The 17,787-nt window shown below is 58.6% G+C and carries 15 protein-coding genes and 1 riboswitch; of the genes, 13 read left to right on the top strand and 2 right to left on the bottom strand.

Features of this window, described 5'->3' with window-relative positions:
* Positions 1-148 precede the first annotated feature (148 nt).
* Complete coding sequence (locus AAFM46_RS12810) at positions 149-1,363, bottom strand: MFS transporter (protein ID WP_283531192.1); 1,215 nt, start codon at positions 1,361-1,363, stop codon at positions 149-151.
* Between the two features lie 206 nt (positions 1,364-1,569).
* Positions 1,570-1,665, top strand: a riboswitch (glycine riboswitch).
* Between the two features lie 145 nt (positions 1,666-1,810).
* On the opposite strand from AAFM46_RS12810, the gene gcvP reads away from it, so the two are divergent.
* From gcvP to AAFM46_RS12745, 13 genes are all read left to right on the top strand, one after another.
* Positions 1,811-4,681, top strand: a complete 2,871-nt coding sequence (gene gcvP, locus AAFM46_RS12805) for an aminomethyl-transferring glycine dehydrogenase (protein WP_343320447.1) — start codon at positions 1,811-1,813, stop codon at positions 4,679-4,681.
* A 53-nt stretch (positions 4,682-4,734) separates the two neighbouring features.
* Positions 4,735-5,856: a glycine cleavage system aminomethyltransferase GcvT gene (gene gcvT / locus AAFM46_RS12800; RefSeq protein ID WP_283530952.1), complete on the top strand. Its 1,122-nt coding sequence runs from the start codon at positions 4,735-4,737 to the stop codon at positions 5,854-5,856.
* A 39-nt stretch (positions 5,857-5,895) separates the two neighbouring features.
* Positions 5,896-6,279 carry a glycine cleavage system protein GcvH gene (gene gcvH, locus AAFM46_RS12795; RefSeq protein WP_283530951.1) on the top strand — a complete coding sequence of 128 codons (384 nt, stop codon included), beginning with the start codon at positions 5,896-5,898 and terminating at the stop codon, positions 6,277-6,279.
* The gene (glyA, locus tag AAFM46_RS12790) at positions 6,276-7,598 is read left to right on the top strand and encodes a serine hydroxymethyltransferase (RefSeq protein ID WP_283530950.1); all 1,323 of its coding nucleotides are present in this window, start codon (positions 6,276-6,278) and stop codon (positions 7,596-7,598) included. Before gcvH ends, glyA begins: the two co-directional genes overlap by 4 nt.
* Before the next feature lie 141 nt (positions 7,599-7,739).
* On the top strand, positions 7,740-9,137 hold the full coding sequence (locus AAFM46_RS12785) for an L-serine ammonia-lyase (protein ID WP_283530949.1): 1,398 nt from the start codon (positions 7,740-7,742) through the stop codon (positions 9,135-9,137).
* 55 nt (positions 9,138-9,192) lie between these two features.
* Positions 9,193-10,209 carry a lipoyl synthase gene (gene lipA / locus AAFM46_RS12780; RefSeq protein WP_283530948.1) on the top strand — a complete coding sequence of 339 codons (1,017 nt, stop codon included), beginning with the start codon at positions 9,193-9,195 and terminating at the stop codon, positions 10,207-10,209.
* A gap of 2 nt (positions 10,210-10,211) precedes the next feature.
* Positions 10,212-11,000, top strand: coding sequence for a methylenetetrahydrofolate reductase (locus tag AAFM46_RS12775; protein WP_343318156.1), 789 nt, complete (start codon positions 10,212-10,214; stop codon positions 10,998-11,000).
* Positions 11,001-11,082: 82 nt separating this feature from the next.
* Positions 11,083-11,484: a translesion error-prone DNA polymerase V autoproteolytic subunit gene (gene umuD / locus AAFM46_RS12770; protein ID WP_283531190.1), complete on the top strand. Its 402-nt coding sequence runs from the start codon at positions 11,083-11,085 to the stop codon at positions 11,482-11,484.
* 156 nt (positions 11,485-11,640) lie between these two features.
* On the top strand, positions 11,641-12,111 hold the full coding sequence (locus AAFM46_RS12765; RefSeq protein WP_343318154.1) for an NUDIX domain-containing protein: 471 nt from the start codon (positions 11,641-11,643) through the stop codon (positions 12,109-12,111).
* Positions 12,108-13,385, top strand: coding sequence for a Y-family DNA polymerase (locus AAFM46_RS12760; protein ID WP_283530945.1), 1,278 nt, complete (start codon positions 12,108-12,110; stop codon positions 13,383-13,385). Before AAFM46_RS12765 ends, AAFM46_RS12760 begins: the two co-directional genes overlap by 4 nt.
* Before the next feature lie 32 nt (positions 13,386-13,417).
* Positions 13,418-13,834 (top strand): DUF2809 domain-containing protein, encoded by a 417-nt coding sequence (locus tag AAFM46_RS12755; protein WP_343318152.1) that lies wholly within the window; start codon positions 13,418-13,420, stop codon positions 13,832-13,834.
* A 40-nt stretch (positions 13,835-13,874) separates the two neighbouring features.
* A complete protein-coding gene (locus tag AAFM46_RS12750) occupies positions 13,875-15,014 on the top strand; it encodes an FAD-dependent oxidoreductase (RefSeq protein ID WP_343318151.1) in 1,140 nt (379 codons plus the stop codon).
* Between the two features lie 188 nt (positions 15,015-15,202).
* Positions 15,203-16,192, top strand: a complete 990-nt coding sequence (locus tag AAFM46_RS12745; protein ID WP_343318149.1) for an LLM class flavin-dependent oxidoreductase — start codon at positions 15,203-15,205, stop codon at positions 16,190-16,192.
* A 16-nt stretch (positions 16,193-16,208) separates the two neighbouring features.
* On the opposite strand, the gene AAFM46_RS12740 is transcribed toward AAFM46_RS12745, so the two are convergent.
* The gene (locus tag AAFM46_RS12740; RefSeq protein WP_343318147.1) at positions 16,209-17,717 is read right to left on the bottom strand and encodes an FUSC family protein; all 1,509 of its coding nucleotides are present in this window, start codon (positions 17,715-17,717) and stop codon (positions 16,209-16,211) included.
* Positions 17,718-17,787: the final 70 nt, after the last annotated feature.

Genomic DNA, 17,787 nt, shown 5'->3' with positions numbered 1-17,787 from the left:
CTGCGCATGCACCATACGGCCGGGGACTGCCTGCGCACCCGCTAGGAGTGCGCAACGGTAGGTGCTCTTTAAGGGCCTTGCTACTGATTTGTTACTGAGAAAGGTTCAGGTTTGGGCAGGTCACAGTTCAAAGGGTGGCCTTCTTGCCTTATTGATGCCGTGGGAGCAGAAGCACTGCGAGGATGGCGGCCAACGCGGCCAGAAGTGCCAGTGCCCCCGCCATGGTTGTCCAGCCAAAATGTTGAAAAATTAGGCCCGAACTCCACCCAACCACGCTGGAACCGGCGTAATAGCTGAGGTTGTAAAGCGAAGAAGCTTGGGCCCGGCCGGTGCTGGCTAGGGCGCCTGTCCAGCCCGAAGCAATGCTGTGAGCACCAAAGAAGCCGGCAGTGAACAGCACCAGCCCTATGAGAATGATGGGAACTTCACTGGCCACAGTGATGCCCAACCCAATAGCCATTACGGTGGTGGAGCCCAGCAGTACCGAGCGTCTGCCCCAACGGTTCGCCAAAATGGCCACGACTCGCGAGGATACCGTGCCGGCCAGGTACGCCAGAAAAAGCAGAGCCACCGCTGAAGCCGGAAACAGATAGGGCGGAGCTTCTAATCGAAAGCCCAAGTAGTTGTAAACGCTGACAAAAGCACCCATCAGCAAAAAAGCTTGTGCGTATAGGGCCACCAGTGAGGAATGCTGCAGCTGGGGCAGTAGCTTGGCCAGCACTGCCCCAAAACCTCCCGTACGCGCCGGTAAGAAACCTTGTGGTCGCGGCGCCAGCAGCAGGAACGCAACGGCGGCCACAGCCGCGCACAGTGACACAGCCAAGGTGCCGATGCGCCATCCCGCCACGTCGGCCACCGGGCCTGCTAGTAACCTGCCAAACAATCCACCCAGGGTGGTACCAGCTACATAAGCACCTGCTGCCGCACCGGCACTGCGTGCGCTGACTTCTTCGGTGAGGTAGGCGATGGCCAATGCTGGAATACCGCCCAGAGCGGCACCTTCCAAAACGCGAAGAACTACTAAGAAACCAAAGTTTGGGGACAAGGGGACCAGCAAACCAAAGATGGTTGCCAGAATTACAGCCAGACCCATGGTGGGGACCCGTCCCCACCGGTCAGCAACAAATGACCACGGTAAAACAGCAACAGCCAGCCCTACCGTGGCGGCTGAAACAGTTAAGGATGCCTGCGCCGCAGTGACATTGAGTTCCCGAGACACCAACGGAAGCAAGCCCTGCAAGGAATATAACTGGGCGAAGGTTGCCACGCCGGCACACGCCAGGGCCGCTAGAACTCGCCGATACCCGCAGCTGCCCTGTCGATGTCCATCCCAGGACCCTCCAGCTGGCAGGTTTGCTGGCAGGTGAGAGTTACCTGGCCGGTTCTCCGCCTTCACTTCGTGCCCCGATCGCTGTTCAACCCCCGGATCGCTGTTCAACTCAGTCACATGAACTAGCTTATGACTCCTTTTTACGAATTTCTCAATGTGTTGTATCAAGGATTGGTTTTGTTCATTCAGATCTCTGGTGTAGCCTGTGTTGTGAATCACCTATACTTTAATATGCCTTTTGAACCGTAGCGGGAGAGTCCTCCCAGCAATGTGGCGGCGCCGTAGGAGCAAATCCTCCCCAGGAATCTCTCAGGCCCACGTACCGCTTCGGCGAGGCAACTCTGGAAAGCAGTCCGGGTAACCGGACTCACCGACGGTGCAAAGCGAATCTCCTTCGCGGAATCTCTCAGGTCCAAGACAGAGCGGGGAGGAACCCCACCCATGCCGTACCTTCGGGACGGCCGTACTTTGGAGTTCCTCTTGACGATTGAATCAAGCCCGAGCGTGTTCGCAGACCGCCACATTGGCGCCCGCCAGCTCTCCCATGTTGAGAGCATGCTGAAGGCCATTGGCTATGACAGCGTGGATTCGTTGGTAGACACGGCAGTGCCGGATTCCATTCGCCAAGAAAAGCCCCTGGCGCTCCAGGCTGCACTCAGCGAAGTTGAAGTTCTCAGTGAACTGCGCGCACTCGCAGCCAAAAACACCATGGCCGTGCAAATGATCGGTCAGGGTTATTACGGCACAGTGACACCGCCGGTGATTCAGCGCAACATTCTTGAAGCTCCCGCTTGGTACACCGCTTACACCCCTTACCAGCCGGAGATTTCCCAGGGCCGCTTGGAAGCCCTGCTGAACTTTCAAACCATGGTTAGCGACCTCACCGCACTTCCTGTGGCCAACGCATCGCTGCTGGATGAAGCAACCGCGGTGGCGGAAGCCGTGTTGCTCATGCGCCGGGCGAATAAGGCAAAAGCGGCCGCAGACGCCAAAACTGTTCTTGACGCGGATCTGCTGCCACAAACCATCGCCATCGTCAGAGGCCGGGCCGAAGCTTTGGGCTTTGATGTTCAAGTGGCGGATCTTTCGCTGGGCCTGCCAGAAGGTGAGATCAACGGCGTCGTACTCCAACAGCCAGGGGTTTCGGGGCGTGTCTTTAACCACGCACCCATCATCACCGCGGCCAAGGAGCGAGGCGCGCTCGTCACAGTCGCAGCGGACCTACTGGCTCTGACGCTGATTACCCCTCCCGGAGAACAGGGTGCGGATATTGCCGTGGGAACGGCCCAACGTTTTGGTGTGCCCCTGTTCTTCGGTGGACCGCACGCTGCCTACATGGCCGTTCGCGAAGGCATGGAACGCTCGCTGCCGGGGCGCATTGTGGGTGTCTCCAAGGACAACACCGGGCTGCCAGCTTACCGGCTGGCCCTGCAAACCCGTGAGCAGCACATTCGCCGCGAGAAGGCCACCTCCAACATCTGTACCGCCCAGGCCCTATTGGCCATTGTTGCCTCGATGTACGCCGTTTATCACGGACCCACCGGACTGAAAGCGATTGCTGAAACAGTCCACGGCCACGCCCGCACATTGGCTGCGGCGTTACAGGGCTCCGGGGTTGAGCTGGTGCACAACGCTTTCTTTGACACCCTCACCGTTCACGTACCAGGACGCGCTGGGGTGCTTGTTCAAGCGGCGGAGCGTGCCGGGATCAACCTACGCCCCGTTGATGCCGATCACGTAGGTATCTCCGTTGATGAAACAACGACGCCGGACATAGTAGCTCGTGTTGCCGCCGTGTTTGGGGCCGCACCAGCAGGAGACGGCACCGATCAGGCTCGCAGTTCAGACTTTACGCTGCCCGCTGAAACCCTGCGTAGCTCAGACTTCCTCACGCACCCGGTCTTTAACACCCACCGTTCCGAAACACAGATGCTGCGTTACATCCGCCGCCTGAGCGACCGTGACCTGGCCCTAGACCGCACCATGATCCCGCTGGGCTCCTGCACCATGAAGCTCAACGCCACAGCCGAGATGGAAGCCATGTCATGGCCCGGTTTCGCCTCGATCCACCCGTTTGCCCCGGATTCGCAGACGCAGGGTTGGCGTGAGTTGATCGAGTCTCTGGAAGCTGACCTGTGCGAGATCACCGGCTACGACCAGGTTTCAATTCAGCCCAATGCCGGCTCTCAGGGTGAGCTTGCGGGGCTCTTGGCTATCCGCGGCTACCACCTCTCCCGTGGCGATGACCAACGCACCATCTGCATCATTCCGCAGTCCGCCCATGGCACCAATGCTGCCTCAGCAGTGCTGGCCGGGATGAAAGTTGTGGTTGTTGCCACCGCAGCAGATGGCACAATCGATCACGCTGACCTCAACGCCAAGATCGAAACTCACAAGAACCAGCTCTCAGCCATCATGATCACCTACCCCTCCACCCATGGAGTTTTCGACGCCGATGTTCGCGAGGTGTGCGACGCCGTCCATGCAGCCGGCGGTCAGGTTTACGTTGACGGGGCAAACCTGAATGCACTTGTAGGATTGGCAAAACCGGGGCAGTTTGGTGGAGACGTCAGCCACCTGAACCTGCATAAAACATTCTGCATCCCCCACGGCGGCGGTGGCCCCGGGGTTGGCCCTGTCGCAGCGAAAGCCCACCTGGCTCCCTTCATGCCCGGGGATGCCAACACAGATTCCACCGGATCAACCGGTGTCCCGATCTCCGCATCACGCTTTGGTTCCGCCGGAGTCCTGCCTATTTCCTGGGCCTATGTAAAGCTCATGGGCGGCAAGGGTCTCACGCAGGCAACCAAATCAGCTCTGCTGGCGGCAAACTACATTGCCGCCCAACTCAACGAGCACTACCCTGTTCTCTACACAGGGGCAGGAGACCTGGTAGCCCATGAGTGCATCCTTGACCTACGGGCACTGACAGCAGAAACTGGTGTCACTGCTGAAGATGTAGCCAAGCGCCTAATTGACTACGGCTTCCATGCACCAACATTGTCCTTCCCCGTGGCCGGCACCCTCATGGTGGAACCCACAGAATCAGAGGACCTGGGCGAGATCAACCGCTTCATCTCCGCCATGGTCAGCATCCGTGCTGAAATCGACCAGGTAGCCCAAGGAGCGTTCACTTTGCTTGATAGCCCGCTGCGCAACGCACCCCACACGGCTGCCGCCGTAGTGGACTCCGGATGGAACCGCGGCTACCCGCGCGAACAAGCCGTGTTCCCCGTGGAGAGCCTTCGCCAAGACAAGTACTTCCCGCCTGTGGGCCGCATTGACGGTGCGGCAGGAGATCGCAACCTGGTTTGCTCCTGTCCTCCCATCGAAGACTTCGAAGATAACTAAGTTCACTTACCCGGACTGTTGTTTTAGCAAACCACCACGGCAAAGGAATTATCATGACACAGAACCACACATCTCTTTATGAAGAGCACGTGAAAGCCGGCGCATCCTTTACCGACTTTGGCGGCTGGCAGATGCCCCTGAAATACTCCTCGGAACTGGCCGAACACCACGCTGTCCGTAAAGCAGCGGGCTTGTTTGATCTCTCCCACATGGGTGAGATTTGGGTGAGCGGCCCCGAGGCTGCCGCATTCTTGGACTACGCCCTGGCTGGCAAACTCTCCAGCGTGGTTGTGGGCAAGGCCAAGTACTCGCTGATCTGCAACGCAGACGGCGGAATCATCGATGATTTGATTTCCTACCGCTTGGGGGATGAGAAATACTTGGTGGTCCCCAACGCAGGCAATGCGGCCACCGTGGCAGCGCTGCTGGCTGAACGTGCAGCAGGTTTTGAGGTCACAGTTGAGGATGTGACCCATGAAATCTCCCTGATTGCCGTGCAGGGTCCGCATGCTGAAACTATTTTGCTCACACTAGTGCCGCCAGAACAGCATGCCCTTGTGACAGGCATGAAGTACTACGCTGCGGCGGAGGTGGCCATCAACGGCCAGGAACTGCTGCTTGCACGTACCGGCTATACGGGTGAAGACGGGTTTGAGATCTACGTGCCCAACGCCGAAGCCGCTGGCCTGTGGGAAGCGCTGCTGGAAAACGGTAAGGATCAGGGACTCATCCCGGCCGGGTTGGCCTCTCGCGACTCACTGCGCTTGGAAGCTGGGATGCCGCTGTACGGCAATGAACTCTCCACCGACGGCCACGCCTACTCCGCTGGTCTTGGACCTGTGGTTTCACTGGCCAAAGAGAGTGACTTCATCGGCAAACAAGCTTTGGCGGCCATCAAGGAAGCCGGCGACGGCGTCACAAGCGGACGCAAATTAGTGGGCCTGAAGGGTTTGGGACGCCGTGCGGCTCGCGGACACTACCCGGTTCTAAGCGACGGTGCAGTCATTGGTGAGGTGACTTCCGGTCAGCCCAGCCCCACGTTGGGGTATCCCGTGGCGTTGGCCTATGTTGATGTTGCCCACGCCGAAGCGGGAACCCAGTTGGAGGTTGACCTGCGCGGGAAGTCCGAGCCGTTCGAAGTTGTGGCATTGCCGTTTTATAAGCGTCAAAAATAATCTCCCCCTTTAGATAATCTCCCAAGGAGAAGGATCACCGTGAGCAAGATAAAAGTTGAACTAATGTATTCCGCTGAGCATGAGTGGATTGCCCGCGACGCTGCGGGTACGGCCACCATAGGTGTCTCGGCTGTGGCCACCGACTCGCTCGGTGACATTGTGTATGTAGACCTTCCCGAAGTAGGGGAGCAGGTTACAGCAGGTAAAGAATGCGGAGAGATTGAGTCGACCAAGTCCGTCTCTGACCTGTTCTCCCCGGTGAGCGGTGTGGTCAGCGAAGTGAACACAGCCGCCGTTGACGATCCGGCCGTGATCAACACGGATCCCTACGGAGAGGGCTGGCTGTTTAAGGTAAATGTTGAGTCAGAAGGACCGCTGCTGACAGCAGCCGAGTACGCAGCTGCCAATGGTGGCGAGCTGTGAGCCGCGCCGAGACCACTGCGGACTACGTCCAGGTCACCTCACCAAGCCTGGATGCCAGCCTGGCCTCACTTGATCCGGAAATTGCCGCTCAGATTGATGCCGAGCTGGCTCGCCAACGTGATGGTCTGGAAATGATCGCCTCCGAAAACCACACAGCTGCTGCCGTTATGGCAGCACAGGGCTCAGTACTGACAAACAAGTACGCCGAAGGTTACCCGGGACGGCGCTACTACGGTGGTTGCGAGCATGTGGATGTTATTGAGCAATTGGCAATCGATCGGGTCAAGGATCTTTTTGGCGCAGGCTTTGCCAACGTTCAGCCGCACTCCGGGGCACAGGCCAACGCTTCAGTGATGCATGCGTTGATCAAGCCCGGAGACACCATTATGGGGCTGAACTTAGCTCACGGCGGGCACCTGACACATGGGATGAAGATTAACTTTTCCGGGCGCCTGTACAACGTGGTCCCGTACCAAGTTCGCGAAGATACACACCAAGTGGACATGGCAGAGGTGGAACGTTTGGCGCTTGAGCACAAGCCTGCGCTCATAGTTGCCGGCTGGTCCGCCTACGCCCGCCAACTGGACTTCGCCGAATTCCGGCGAATCGCAGACCTGGTAGGGGCATTCCTGATGGTGGATATGGCCCACTTCGCCGGTCTTGTCGCCGCCGGATTGCACCCTTCGCCAGTACCTCACGCCCATGTCACCACATCCACCACGCACAAAACCCTGGCCGGTCCACGCGGGGGCATCATCTTGAGCAACGAACCTCAGATTGCCAAGAAGATCAACTCGGCTGTCTTCCCCGGTCAACAGGGTGGTCCGCTGGAGCACGTCATTGCCGGCAAAGCCGTGGCTTTCAAAATCGCAGCAACACCGGAGTTCAGGGAGCGGCAAGAGCGGGTGCTCACCGGTGCGCGCATCTTGGCCGAGCGCCTCATGGAAGCCGATGTTAGCGCCAAGGGGATCTCAGTAATTTCCGGCGGCACGGATGTGCACCTGGTACTGGTGGATTTGCGTAGCTGTGAGCTCAACGGTCAGGAAGCGGAAGATCGTCTGGCAAGTATTGACATCACTGTCAACCGCAACGCAGTTCCGTTTGACCCGCGTCCGCCAATGGTGACCTCGGGCCTTCGGATTGGTACACCGGCCTTGGCAACCCGTGGGTTCGGTGAGAAAGCGTTTGCCGAGGTGGCGGACATCATCGCCGAGGCTCTCATCGCCGACGCCGGGGCTGACCTTACTGGGCTGCGCACGCGCGTGAGTGAGCTAGCAGTGGCACACCCCCTCTACCCATCAGTGGCCAATTTGTCCTAAAGGTAGCGTTAGATCCTGTGGGAGAAGCCTTGGACGGTGGCGCCCGCAGGATGTCCGGCCGGGCATGCACCGTCACGGTGCGCCCGGCCCTTCGGTGAAATTCGCACCGGAGTAGTATTTGCTCTTGAGTGAGGTACTCACATGTCTGTTGGCGTCTTTGACTTGTTTTCAGTGGGAATTGGCCCATCCAGTTCCCACACGGTAGGTCCCATGCGGGCCGCCGCGGCCTTTGCCAAGGAACTGGCCCAGCAGCATGCCTTGGAACAGGTTGCTTCGGTCCGGGTAGATCTCTACGGTTCACTGGCCGCCACTGGCCGTGGCCACGGAACCATGACAGCGGTTCTCCTTGGATTAGAAGGCCGGGAACCGGATTTGATCCTCCCCGCCGAAGTGGAATCCAGGCTGGCCGCTTTTGCTGCTGGTGAGCCGCTCCTTGTGGGCGGGAGTGTTCCGTTGGTCTACGGAGCCGAGGACATCATCTTGCATCCGCTGACCATCCTGCCCAGGCACACCAACGGGATGAAATTCTGTGTTAAAGACGCCGCAGGCAATGTGTTGCTTGAGGCCACCTACTTTTCTGTGGGTGGCGGATTCATCATCCGGGAGGGCGCTGTTGATGAAGCCGAAGCAGAATTGGAATCTTCTAAGGCCCTGCTGCCGTATCCTTTCCGCACGGCAGTGGAACTGCTGGCACACTGTGCCACGGAGGGTGGAAACTTTAGCGACGTCATGCTCGCCAATGAGTTGGTGGAGCGCAGTGAAGATCAAGTCCGCAGTGGATTACTGCACATCCGGGACGTCATGGAGGAATGCAAGAACGCTTCCCTCAACCGCGAGGGATTGCTTCCTGGTGGATTGAAAGTTCGGCGCAGAGCTCCTGCCTGGCACCAGCGACTTCGTGCCGAAGACCCGGACAGAGACCCAAAATTCTGGCAGGAATGGGTTAACCTGGTAGCGCTGGCCGTCAACGAGGAAAACGCTTCTGGTGGGCGCGTGGTCACTGCACCTACCAACGGAGCCGCAGGTATTATTCCCGCCGTCATGTTTTACGCAACCCATTATATTGACGGGATGCACAACGCTCCGCAGGAAAAGATCGATGACGTTGTTCTCAAATTCCTGCTGGCTGCCGGCGCGGTGGGGGTCCTCTACAAGGAACAAGCCTCGATCTCCGGTGCTGAGGTGGGCTGCCAGGGAGAGGTGGGCTCGGCGTCGTCCATGGCAGCGGCCGGGTTGGCTGAAGTCATGGGAGGAACACCTGAACAGGTGGAAAATGCTGCCGAGATCGCCATGGAACACAACCTTGGATTGACCTGCGATCCCATAGGAGGGCTGGTCCAGATTCCTTGTATTGAACGCAACGCGATCGCCGCAGCCAAAGCCATCAACGCGGCTAAAATGGCGTTGTGGGGTGATGGACAGCACCGGGTTTCTCTTGACGAAGTCATCGTCACTATGCGTGAAACCGGACGCGACATGTCCTCCAAATACAAGGAAACAGCCATGGGCGGCCTGGCCGTCAACGTGGTGGAATGCTAGATCAAATATCATCCGCCGGTTCCGTGGAAGCGGGCCGGTCAGAAGGAGCATTTTCGTGACGTTGGCACCTGAAGGACGCAAGTTATTGCGTATTGAGCAGCGCAACGCTGCTGTTCCGGTTGAGCGTAAGCCTGAGTGGATGAAGGCCAAGGTTGAGATGGGCCCGGAGTTCATCGCGATGAAGAACCTTGTCAAGAGCGAGGGTCTGCACACGGTGTGTGAAGAGGCTGGCTGCCCAAATATTTTTGAGTGCTGGGAAGACCGTGAGGCCACGTTCTTGATTGGTGGCTCCGAGTGCACAAGGCGGTGTGATTTCTGCCAGATTGATACGGGTAAGCCTTCCCCGATTGATATGTTTGAACCCACGAAGGTGGCTCGTTCAGTGGTGAAAATGAACCTGCGCTACGCCACTGTTACAGGGGTGGCTCGTGATGACCTGGCCGATGAGGGTGTGTGGCTTTATGCCGAAACGGTTCGTAAGATCCATGAAATGAACCCGAACACCGGGGTTGAATTATTGATTCCTGATTTCTCCGGTAAGCCTGAGCACATTAGCGCGATCTGTGACTCTGCCCCTGAGGTGTTTGCTCACAATGTGGAAACGGTGCCACGGATATTCAAGCGTATCCGTCCGGCGTTCCGGTATGAGCGTTCCTTGGATGTTATTACTCAGGGCCGGGATCAGGGCATGGTCACTAAATCCAACCTGATTCTGGGCATGGGTGAAACACGGGCGGAGATTAGCCAGGCGCTTCAGGATCTGCACGATGCCGGCACTGACTTGATCACTATCACCCAGTATCTACGCCCCTCCGAGCGGCATTTGCCGGTGGATCGTTGGGTCAAGCCACAGGAGTTCATGGATCTAAATCAGGAAGCAGAAGAAATCGGTTTCCTTGGTGTGATGAGTGGGCCATTGGTGCGTTCTTCCTACCGTGCCGGACGGCTCTGGGCCACTGCGATGCGTAAAAAGGGCCGTGATATCCCCGAACATCTAGCCCACATCGCTGATGGCATCGAAGACTCCGGACACACCCGCCAAGAAGCCGCCTCCCTGATCGCCGCCCACTAGCCATGACGGGGAAGTCACCACCGGCACTACGCGTGGAAATCATCCCCACGCACGGAATTGTAGAGGCAGTGGCGAGTCAGCTTCGGTCCGGGACAACGCTCACCGTGACGTGCCTTCCCCACCACGGGGTTGAGCGCACCATGGAAACAGCGTCAGCACTGGCGGATCGCGGCTACAACGCGGTCCCGCATCTTGCAGCCCGCTCCATTTCTACCCGCCAGCAACTCGTTGGAATTCTTAAGCAGTGCAGCGCAGCCGGAATCACCGAGGTTTTCACCATTGGCGGGGATAAAGGCCGCCCCGACGGTCCCTACGCCTCAAGTGGTGCTCTGATGCAGGAGATAGAAGATATCAGTGGACACAGCCTGCGGATGGGTGTGGGCGGATATCCGGAAGGCCATCCCGCCATGAGCACCCAACAGTTGGCGGACTCGCTGATGGCCAAGCATCAGCTGGCTGATTACCTTGTCACTCAAATGTGTTTCTCGGCTGGAACCATAGAAAGCTACATCGCAGGACTTCGGCAAGTGGGAATTGAGCTTCCTGTCTGGGCTGGCGTTGCCGGCGCGATTCCACGAACCAAGCTGGTAGGGCTCGCGACGAAGATCGGTGTGGGCAGTTCGCTGCGCTTTCTTAGCGGCCAAGGATCGCTTGGGCGCAGGCTGCTGGGGGGCAGCAAGTACAGCCCCGAGCCACTCATGGAGCAGTTGGCGGCAGTGGAAACGCCGCTGGCAGGCATCCACCTGTACAGCTTCAATAACTTCGCCGGCATCGCTGAGGGTCCACTCTGAACCGGTGAACTGGCGGCAGACGCCACTGGAGTACGGTGATAAGATAGAATTCTTTCGAATCTTTGTTCTAGGCGGTGGTGATGTGTTTGGTGTGGATCCTGCCGCACGGAAGCCCCGCAGCCATGAACCGACCGGTTTTCCTTCCCCTGCACAAGATTATTTTGAGGGCGGGATCGATCTCAACCGTCACCTGATCAGAGACCGCACCAGCACCTTCATTATGCGCGTGGCTGGAGACTCCATGGCAGGAGCAGGGATCGCAGATGGCGATGAAATTATTGTGGACAGGGCCCTGACTCCGCGTGATGCGTCTGTGGTGGTTGCGATCGTTGCTGGTGAGCTCCTGATCCGTCGTCTTCTCATGCACGACGGCGCCACCTCCTTGGCCACTGAACCTGCCCCTCCTCTGCCCCCGATCGCTGCCGACTCCACTGACGAGATAAATATTTGGGGTGTTGTCACCCGGTGTCTACATCACGTGTAGGTGGTACCGGGGGGATAGGGGCGACCGTCTTTATGCCGTTGTGGAAGAACTGAGAGCGGTTGCTCCACGTCAGTGAAGACTGGGAACTTGTCCAAGGCTGGGTGAGTTCCTCAGTAAAATGTTGTCCGCGCGCCTAGTCTGTGAAGGAGTAGCCACATGGCTGAACCATTGGCCCTGATTCCGGTCAGTTATGTGATTTTTCGCCGTGCTGCTTCGGTGCTGCTGCAGCTACGCCAAGGAACCGGCTACCAGGACGGGCGTTGGGCTACGGCTGCGGCCGGGCATGTTGAGGCCGGCGAATCCGCTGAGGCTGCCGTAGTGCGCGAAGCGCATGAAGAACTCGGCGTGAGCGTGAGTGCCGAACACTTGCTGCCATTGACAACCATGCACCGCTCCCATCCCCATGGTCCTACCCTTGCCCAACGAGTAGATTTCTTCTTCAGCTGTGAGGCGTGGAGTGGCGAGCCTCGCATCATGGAACCCGCCAAAGCAGCGGATCTACAATGGTTCCATCTCTCCGATCTGCCAGCAGAGATGATCCCGCACGAACGCTACGTGCTTGAACATCTGACCGCCGGAGTTCCGCCGATTATCAGCTTTGGCTTTGGAACGAACGGAAACCCGTGAGTAACGCACGGATTGCGCTGGTAGATGTCAACAACTTCTATGTCTCTTGCGAGCGGGTCTTTGACCCAAAGCTGGAAGACCGCCCCGTCGTCGTGCTTTCCAATAATGATGGCTGTGTGGTGGCGCGGTCTGGCGAAGCCAAGGCCCTTGGGATCGCAACGGGAACGCCATGGTTTCAGATCCAATCTCAAGCCAGAGCATGGGGGCTGGTGGCGCGTTCGAGCAACTACGAGTTGTACGGGGATTTGAGTGCGCGGGTGATGGAGGTGGTGGGCCGTTACGGAACCTGGCAGGAGGTGTACTCGATTGATGAATCGTTCGTTGGGTTAGTTGGGGATGGCGCGCAGCTGCAATCTGCCGGGGATGACATCCGCGCTGCCGTCATGCGCAATGTGGGAGTGCCCGTTTGTGTCGGCGTGGCCACCACGAAGACACTTGCTAAATTTGCCAATCGGATTGCCAAGCAAAATCCTGGGTTCGGAGGTGTCTGTGCTCTTGACACAATGCCGCAGGCGCAGGTGGCCGCCATCCAGGCACGTGTGCCCGCGTCCGGGCTGTGGGGTGTTGGCGGGAAAATCTCGGCGCGGTTGAAGCTGATGGGCATCGAGAGCATCGCAGATCTCAAGGCCGCGGACCCGTCACTCATCCGCAAGAAATTCTCTGTGGTGCTCCAGCGTACCGTCATGGAGCTCAATGGCACCGAGTGCATTGCCCATACGCAGGAACGGGCAGACAAACAGCAGATCATGTTTTCTCGCAGTTTTTCCACTCCCGTGACCACCATTCAGGAGATGGAAGAGGTCATGGCTGTTTACGCACAACGAGGAGCGGTGAAGCTGAACGAGGAGGGTATGCGGGCTGCAAGCATGACAGTTACGGCCGGAACCAGTCGCTTCGCCGGTGGCGAGGGAAGCTTTCCGGCCGTAACAATTCGCTTTGCCACACCCACCCAAGACCCCATTGTGCTGATCCGCGCCGCCGTAGCTGCCATGCGAGAAAGTGCCATTCCGGGAGCGTCCTACCTGCGTGCCGGGGTCATGTTCCACGGCCTTGAGCCGGTGATGGGCCCCGAAGTCCTTGACGTATTTGGGGTGGGGCCGGAACAACCCAACGTGGGGGACTTATTGGGTGAGGTGCGGAATAAATTTGGCAGCACCGCCATCGGCATCGGCGTGGGGGGTCTTTCAGATGCACCGAGTTGGTCCATGAAGCGCGAACTCTCGTCTCCTCGGTACACCACGGAATGGAAAGAGCTGCCCGTGGTCCGGGCGTAAGAATACCCCGGTATCCTATTAGACTCAGCCCCATGGCTTTTTCCAAAACCCTAAAGACCCGGCGCATTGCACTGTTCATCGCGGCGACGGATATTGCCGTTCTGGGATTGGCGATCCACTTCTTTGTCCCAGGCGAGATGGCAAGCCTGATCACCGACGGTCTTTACACGGTGCTTCTGTACTTGGTGCTGGCGCTAATCTTGCCCAAGGTGGCCCGGCATTGGCTGGCACTGGCGGCTTTTGCCATCAGCACCCTCATCGAGTGTGCCCAGCTAAGCGGTGTGCCCGAACAACTTGCGGTGAGCTTCCCGCCGTCGCGCTTAATCCTTGGTACCACGTTCTCCGCACTGGACCTCATCGCGTACGCCGTGGGAGCCGTGGCTGTCTACTACGCGGATAAACTACTCTCACAGCGCGCAGTCCAGTGGCGCGCAGCACAGCCGGAATAGCGCACGGTCGCGGCAGGTTCCCTCACGGTAGGAGGAAAACATGTTGGACGTGGTGATTATTGGGGCCGGTCAAGCCGGACTGTCGGCGGCATATTATCTGGCCCGACACGGGCTTCGGCCCGAGACCGACTTCGTTGTGCTCGATGCAAACCCCGCGCCAGGTGGGGCATGGCTGCACCGCTGGGATTCCCTCACGTTAGGGGCAGCGCACGCCGTTCACGACCTGCCCGGCATGAGACTTCCGCCAGCCAAGGCCACCGAGCCTGCCTCAGAGGTGGTGGCACGCTACTACGCCAACTATGAACGAACCTTTGGCCTGCCCGTGCACAGGCCCATTAAGGTAACGTCCGTGCGCTCGCTTGCTCCTGGACTTGGCACCGGCCTTTCCGAGAACGACGGCGACTTACCTGCCCACACTGTCAGCGAGCCGTTGGTGGTGGAAACTGACTCCGGAGACTTTATTACGTCCTTGGTGGTCAATGCCACCGGCACCTGGGACAAGCCGCATTGGCCTTATTATCCGGGCGTGGATGAATTTACTGGGCCGCAGCGCCATACCCATGACTTTAGATCCGTTGAAGATTTTGCCGGGCAGCGGGTGTTGGTGGTTGGCGGCGGAACCTCTGCAGTGCAGTTTTTGTTGCAATTAGCCCAGGCAGGAGTTCAAACGGCGTGGTCAACGCGGCGCACGCCTGAATTCACGGCACGCCCGTTCGATCCTGCGTGGGGCCGTGATGTTGAAGCCCGCGTTAACGCACGTACCTCTGCTGGGCTGCCGCCATCGAGTGTTGTGAGCGTCACCGGCCTGCCTTTAACACAGCAGTACCATAACGGAATTGTTGCCGGAATTCTGGTGTCACGGGGTCCCTTGCAGCGGGTCTCCGATGAGGGTGCAATATTTTCTGACGGGAGCACGTTTGCCCCTGATGCCATTTTGTGGGCCACCGGATTCCGTGCCGCTATGGACCATTTGGCGCCCCTGAAACTGCGTGAACCAGGCGGAGGCATAGTGATGGACGGGGTAAAAGTGAGCAGAGAACCGCGGCTATTGCTGGTGGGCTATGGGGCATCGGCCTCCACGCTGGGCGCTAACCGGGCAGGGAGGGCCGCAGCGCTGGCAGCACTTGAGTGGCTCAGTCTCGATGCGGCCGCCCCAGAGAGGAGCGATCATTCCAGCTGATACAACTAAAGGATTCTGATGTGAGCGAGGGTCGGCCAAAAATGAACGTGGAGTGAGCGAGGGTGGGCAATAACACGACGCGGAGTGAGCGAGCGTCGGGGTGGGGGAGTGAGGGGCGCCACGAATGGAAATATCCTGACGTGGCCGGAGGTTGGCGCTAAGGAAACCCCATTCGAAAGGTAGCAACCATGTCACTTCCTGTTTCCATCCTTGACCTCGCCCACGTGGGCGAGGGCGGCATTGCTGAGAGTTTCACCTCATCCGTGGAACTGGCGCAAAAGGCGGAAGGGTGGGGTTACACACGGATTTGGTTTGCTGAACACCACAATATGCCCTCTATCGCCTCTTCAGCGACGAGTGTTTTGATTGCCCACGTGGCCGCCCAAACGAAGTCGATCCGCCTTGGTGCTGGCGGCATCATGCTGCCCAACCATTCACCCCTGCAGATCGCCGAACAGTTCGGAACCTTGGAGACACTGCACCCGGGCCGGATCGACCTTGGACTGGGCCGTGCCCCGGGTAGCGATCAAAACACCATGCGTGCGCTGCGCCGGGATCCTTCCGCTGCCGATGCTTTTCCCTCCGATGTGCAGGAACTGCAGGCATACTTTGAGGGCCAGACGCGCATTTCAGGGGTTAATGCCTACCCGGGGAAGAACACGAACGTACCGCTGTACATTCTGGGATCCTCGCTGTTTGGTGCACGGTTGGCCGCAGCGCTGGGCCTGCCTTATTCCTTCGCCTCTCACTTTGCGCCACAGGCACTTGAAGACGCTGTGCGCATCTACCGCCGTGAGTTCAAACCGTCTGCCGCACTGGCTAAGCCGTATGTGATTGCTGGCGTCAACGCCATTGTGGCCGACACCCAGGAAGAGGCGGACCGCCTGGCACTGGAGGCTAGGCGGCGTCGGGTGGTTTCCCTAGTGGGCCGTGGACAAGAATTTACCGCAGCCGAAATGGACTTGCTACTCGATTCCCCAGCAGGCCAGCAGGTAGCCAACATGTTCCGCTACGCCGCTGTGGGAACACCATCGGTGGCTCGCGCGTACTTGGATGAATTTGCGCTCAAGGCCGACGCCGATGAGCTCATTGTGGCCACACAGGTCACTGAGCGTGAAGCATGGATCCGGAGCTATGAACTACTGGCGGGTGCGATGGGCCTGGCGCCGCTGGCCTAGTGTGTAGGCTGCCGAGTCAGTGTGTAGGCTGCCGAGTCGCTATGTGGTGTTGATCGGCCAGTGAAATACTGATCGCCGCCACGAGGACGCCAATGATTACACCCACCAGGGTGTCTGCCACCCGGCTTAAAGCGGCTTCGGGCCCTAGCTGAGATCCCATACTCGTCATGATCAGCGCCATGGGTGTCACGGCAATGGTGGTCAGTGTGTAATTTTTCATGACCAGTAGTTCGGCGAGGACCTGAAAAAGTACCACCATGGCAACCGAGGGCCAAAAGCCCAAGGAAAGTCCAAGGAGGGCAACGGCTAAAGCAGCTCCAACCACATTGCCTACCATGCGCTGGATGCCTCGCTGGAGTGTGAAGCTGTAGTTCAGTCCCTGCAAAGCTGCCACAGCTCCCATGGAGGCCCACAACGGATGTTCAAGACCCAGTCCGGCCGCGGCCCATCCCGAGAGAGCCGAGGCGGCAGCGATGCGTAATGCTTGGTGGACGCTTGCCCGGGAACCGAGCCCTGCCCGGGCAACCACCAGCAGACTTGGTGCTGTTGTTCTGCCATCGGCTGGTGGGCTCAGAGAAGGCAATAAGCTCAGGGAAGGCAATGAGCTGTGGAGGGCAGTAGTGCCGAATGTGCCACGTATCTTTCGCAGTTCAGCTTCATGATGGGATAAAAGGGTAAGAGCGGCGGTAGTGGCAGGTGCTTCCACCAGGTCCAGTGCGGCGTAGGCCTCATCCAGCAAGAGATTCAGCTGCTCCCCGTGGTGGGAAAAACTCATCGAACGGACCGTGCGGCTGTGCAGATGTTCGGAGCTGACCGCTACTGACTCCCGGGCAGTGTGTAAGGCTGCGAGGGCAGCGGTGCGGGCCACGGCTCGGGAGGTACCGCCGCTGTTCATCCCAGAATGACTTGCATTACCCAGGCTCACCACGGCGGCAATAGCGCGGGCCACGGCCAGCCGGGCAGGACCCATGGGAAAGGCCAAAACCGGGGCCATGGCAACAAGCCAACCAACCGCAGCGCCAATTCCCAAAGCCGCAACTGCGCGCGGAACCGCAGAAAAACTATCCGCATAACCCGAACCTGCGGCAGCCGCGAAGACCATAATGACAGCCCCCGGACCCGTGATGTGAAAAGCCGAGAAGGTGTGGGAAGCCAGCGCCGCGATAGCTGAAAGTACCAGGATCTGCACACTAAAAGGCGCGCCCAAAGCGCCTAGTAGTGCACCGATCCCTGTCGAGATCAGCAGTGCTGACGCCACAATGATAAGCATCAGCGAAAGTCGCCGATAAGGCTGATAGCGGCCAAAAGCGCTTGTCAGTGCGCCCAGGGCGGCGATCCCTGCCAGCTGTTCGTGGCCTAGCAGTCCACCAGCTACTAAAACAAGACTTCCCGCAATGCCAACCTTGATGGCCGGAACAAAAACGGCATCGGTGGGCCGCAACACGAAGGATTTGCGCCAGGTTGTGGGCGCCACTGAATGAGCCAAGGCGTTGCCAATGTGGTGAAAGCGGGAGGAAAGGGGCATCTTTTTATTCTACAAGTAATTTACTAGTAAATTAAAAAGTATGAGCTGTGAGAGTTGTCTCTAGACTGGA

This window comes from Arthrobacter sp. TMP15 (genome assembly GCF_039529835.1).
GTDB lineage: Bacteria > Actinomycetota > Actinomycetes > Actinomycetales > Micrococcaceae > Specibacter.
Note: the sequence above shows the minus strand (reverse complement) of the source record. Positions and strands in the feature narration are given on the sequence as shown.

Excerpts from the sequence above, each read along its gene's own strand:
- gcvT (WP_283530952.1), top strand. The coding sequence starts at position 4,735 with ATGACACAGAACCACACATCTCTTTATGAAGAGCACGTGAAAGCCGGC.
- AAFM46_RS12785 (WP_283530949.1), top strand. The coding sequence starts at position 7,740 with ATGTCTGTTGGCGTCTTTGACTTGTTTTCAGTGGGAATTGGCCCATCC.
- AAFM46_RS12775 (WP_343318156.1), top strand. The coding sequence starts at position 10,212 with ATGACGGGGAAGTCACCACCGGCACTACGCGTGGAAATCATCCCCACG.
- AAFM46_RS12765 (WP_343318154.1), top strand. The coding sequence starts at position 11,641 with ATGGCTGAACCATTGGCCCTGATTCCGGTCAGTTATGTGATTTTTCGC.
- AAFM46_RS12755 (WP_343318152.1), top strand. The coding sequence starts at position 13,418 with ATGGCTTTTTCCAAAACCCTAAAGACCCGGCGCATTGCACTGTTCATC.
- AAFM46_RS12750 (WP_343318151.1), top strand. The coding sequence starts at position 13,875 with ATGTTGGACGTGGTGATTATTGGGGCCGGTCAAGCCGGACTGTCGGCG.
- AAFM46_RS12745 (WP_343318149.1), top strand. The coding sequence starts at position 15,203 with ATGTCACTTCCTGTTTCCATCCTTGACCTCGCCCACGTGGGCGAGGGC.
- AAFM46_RS12740 (WP_343318147.1), bottom strand. The coding sequence starts at position 17,717 with ATGCCCCTTTCCTCCCGCTTTCACCACATTGGCAACGCCTTGGCTCAT.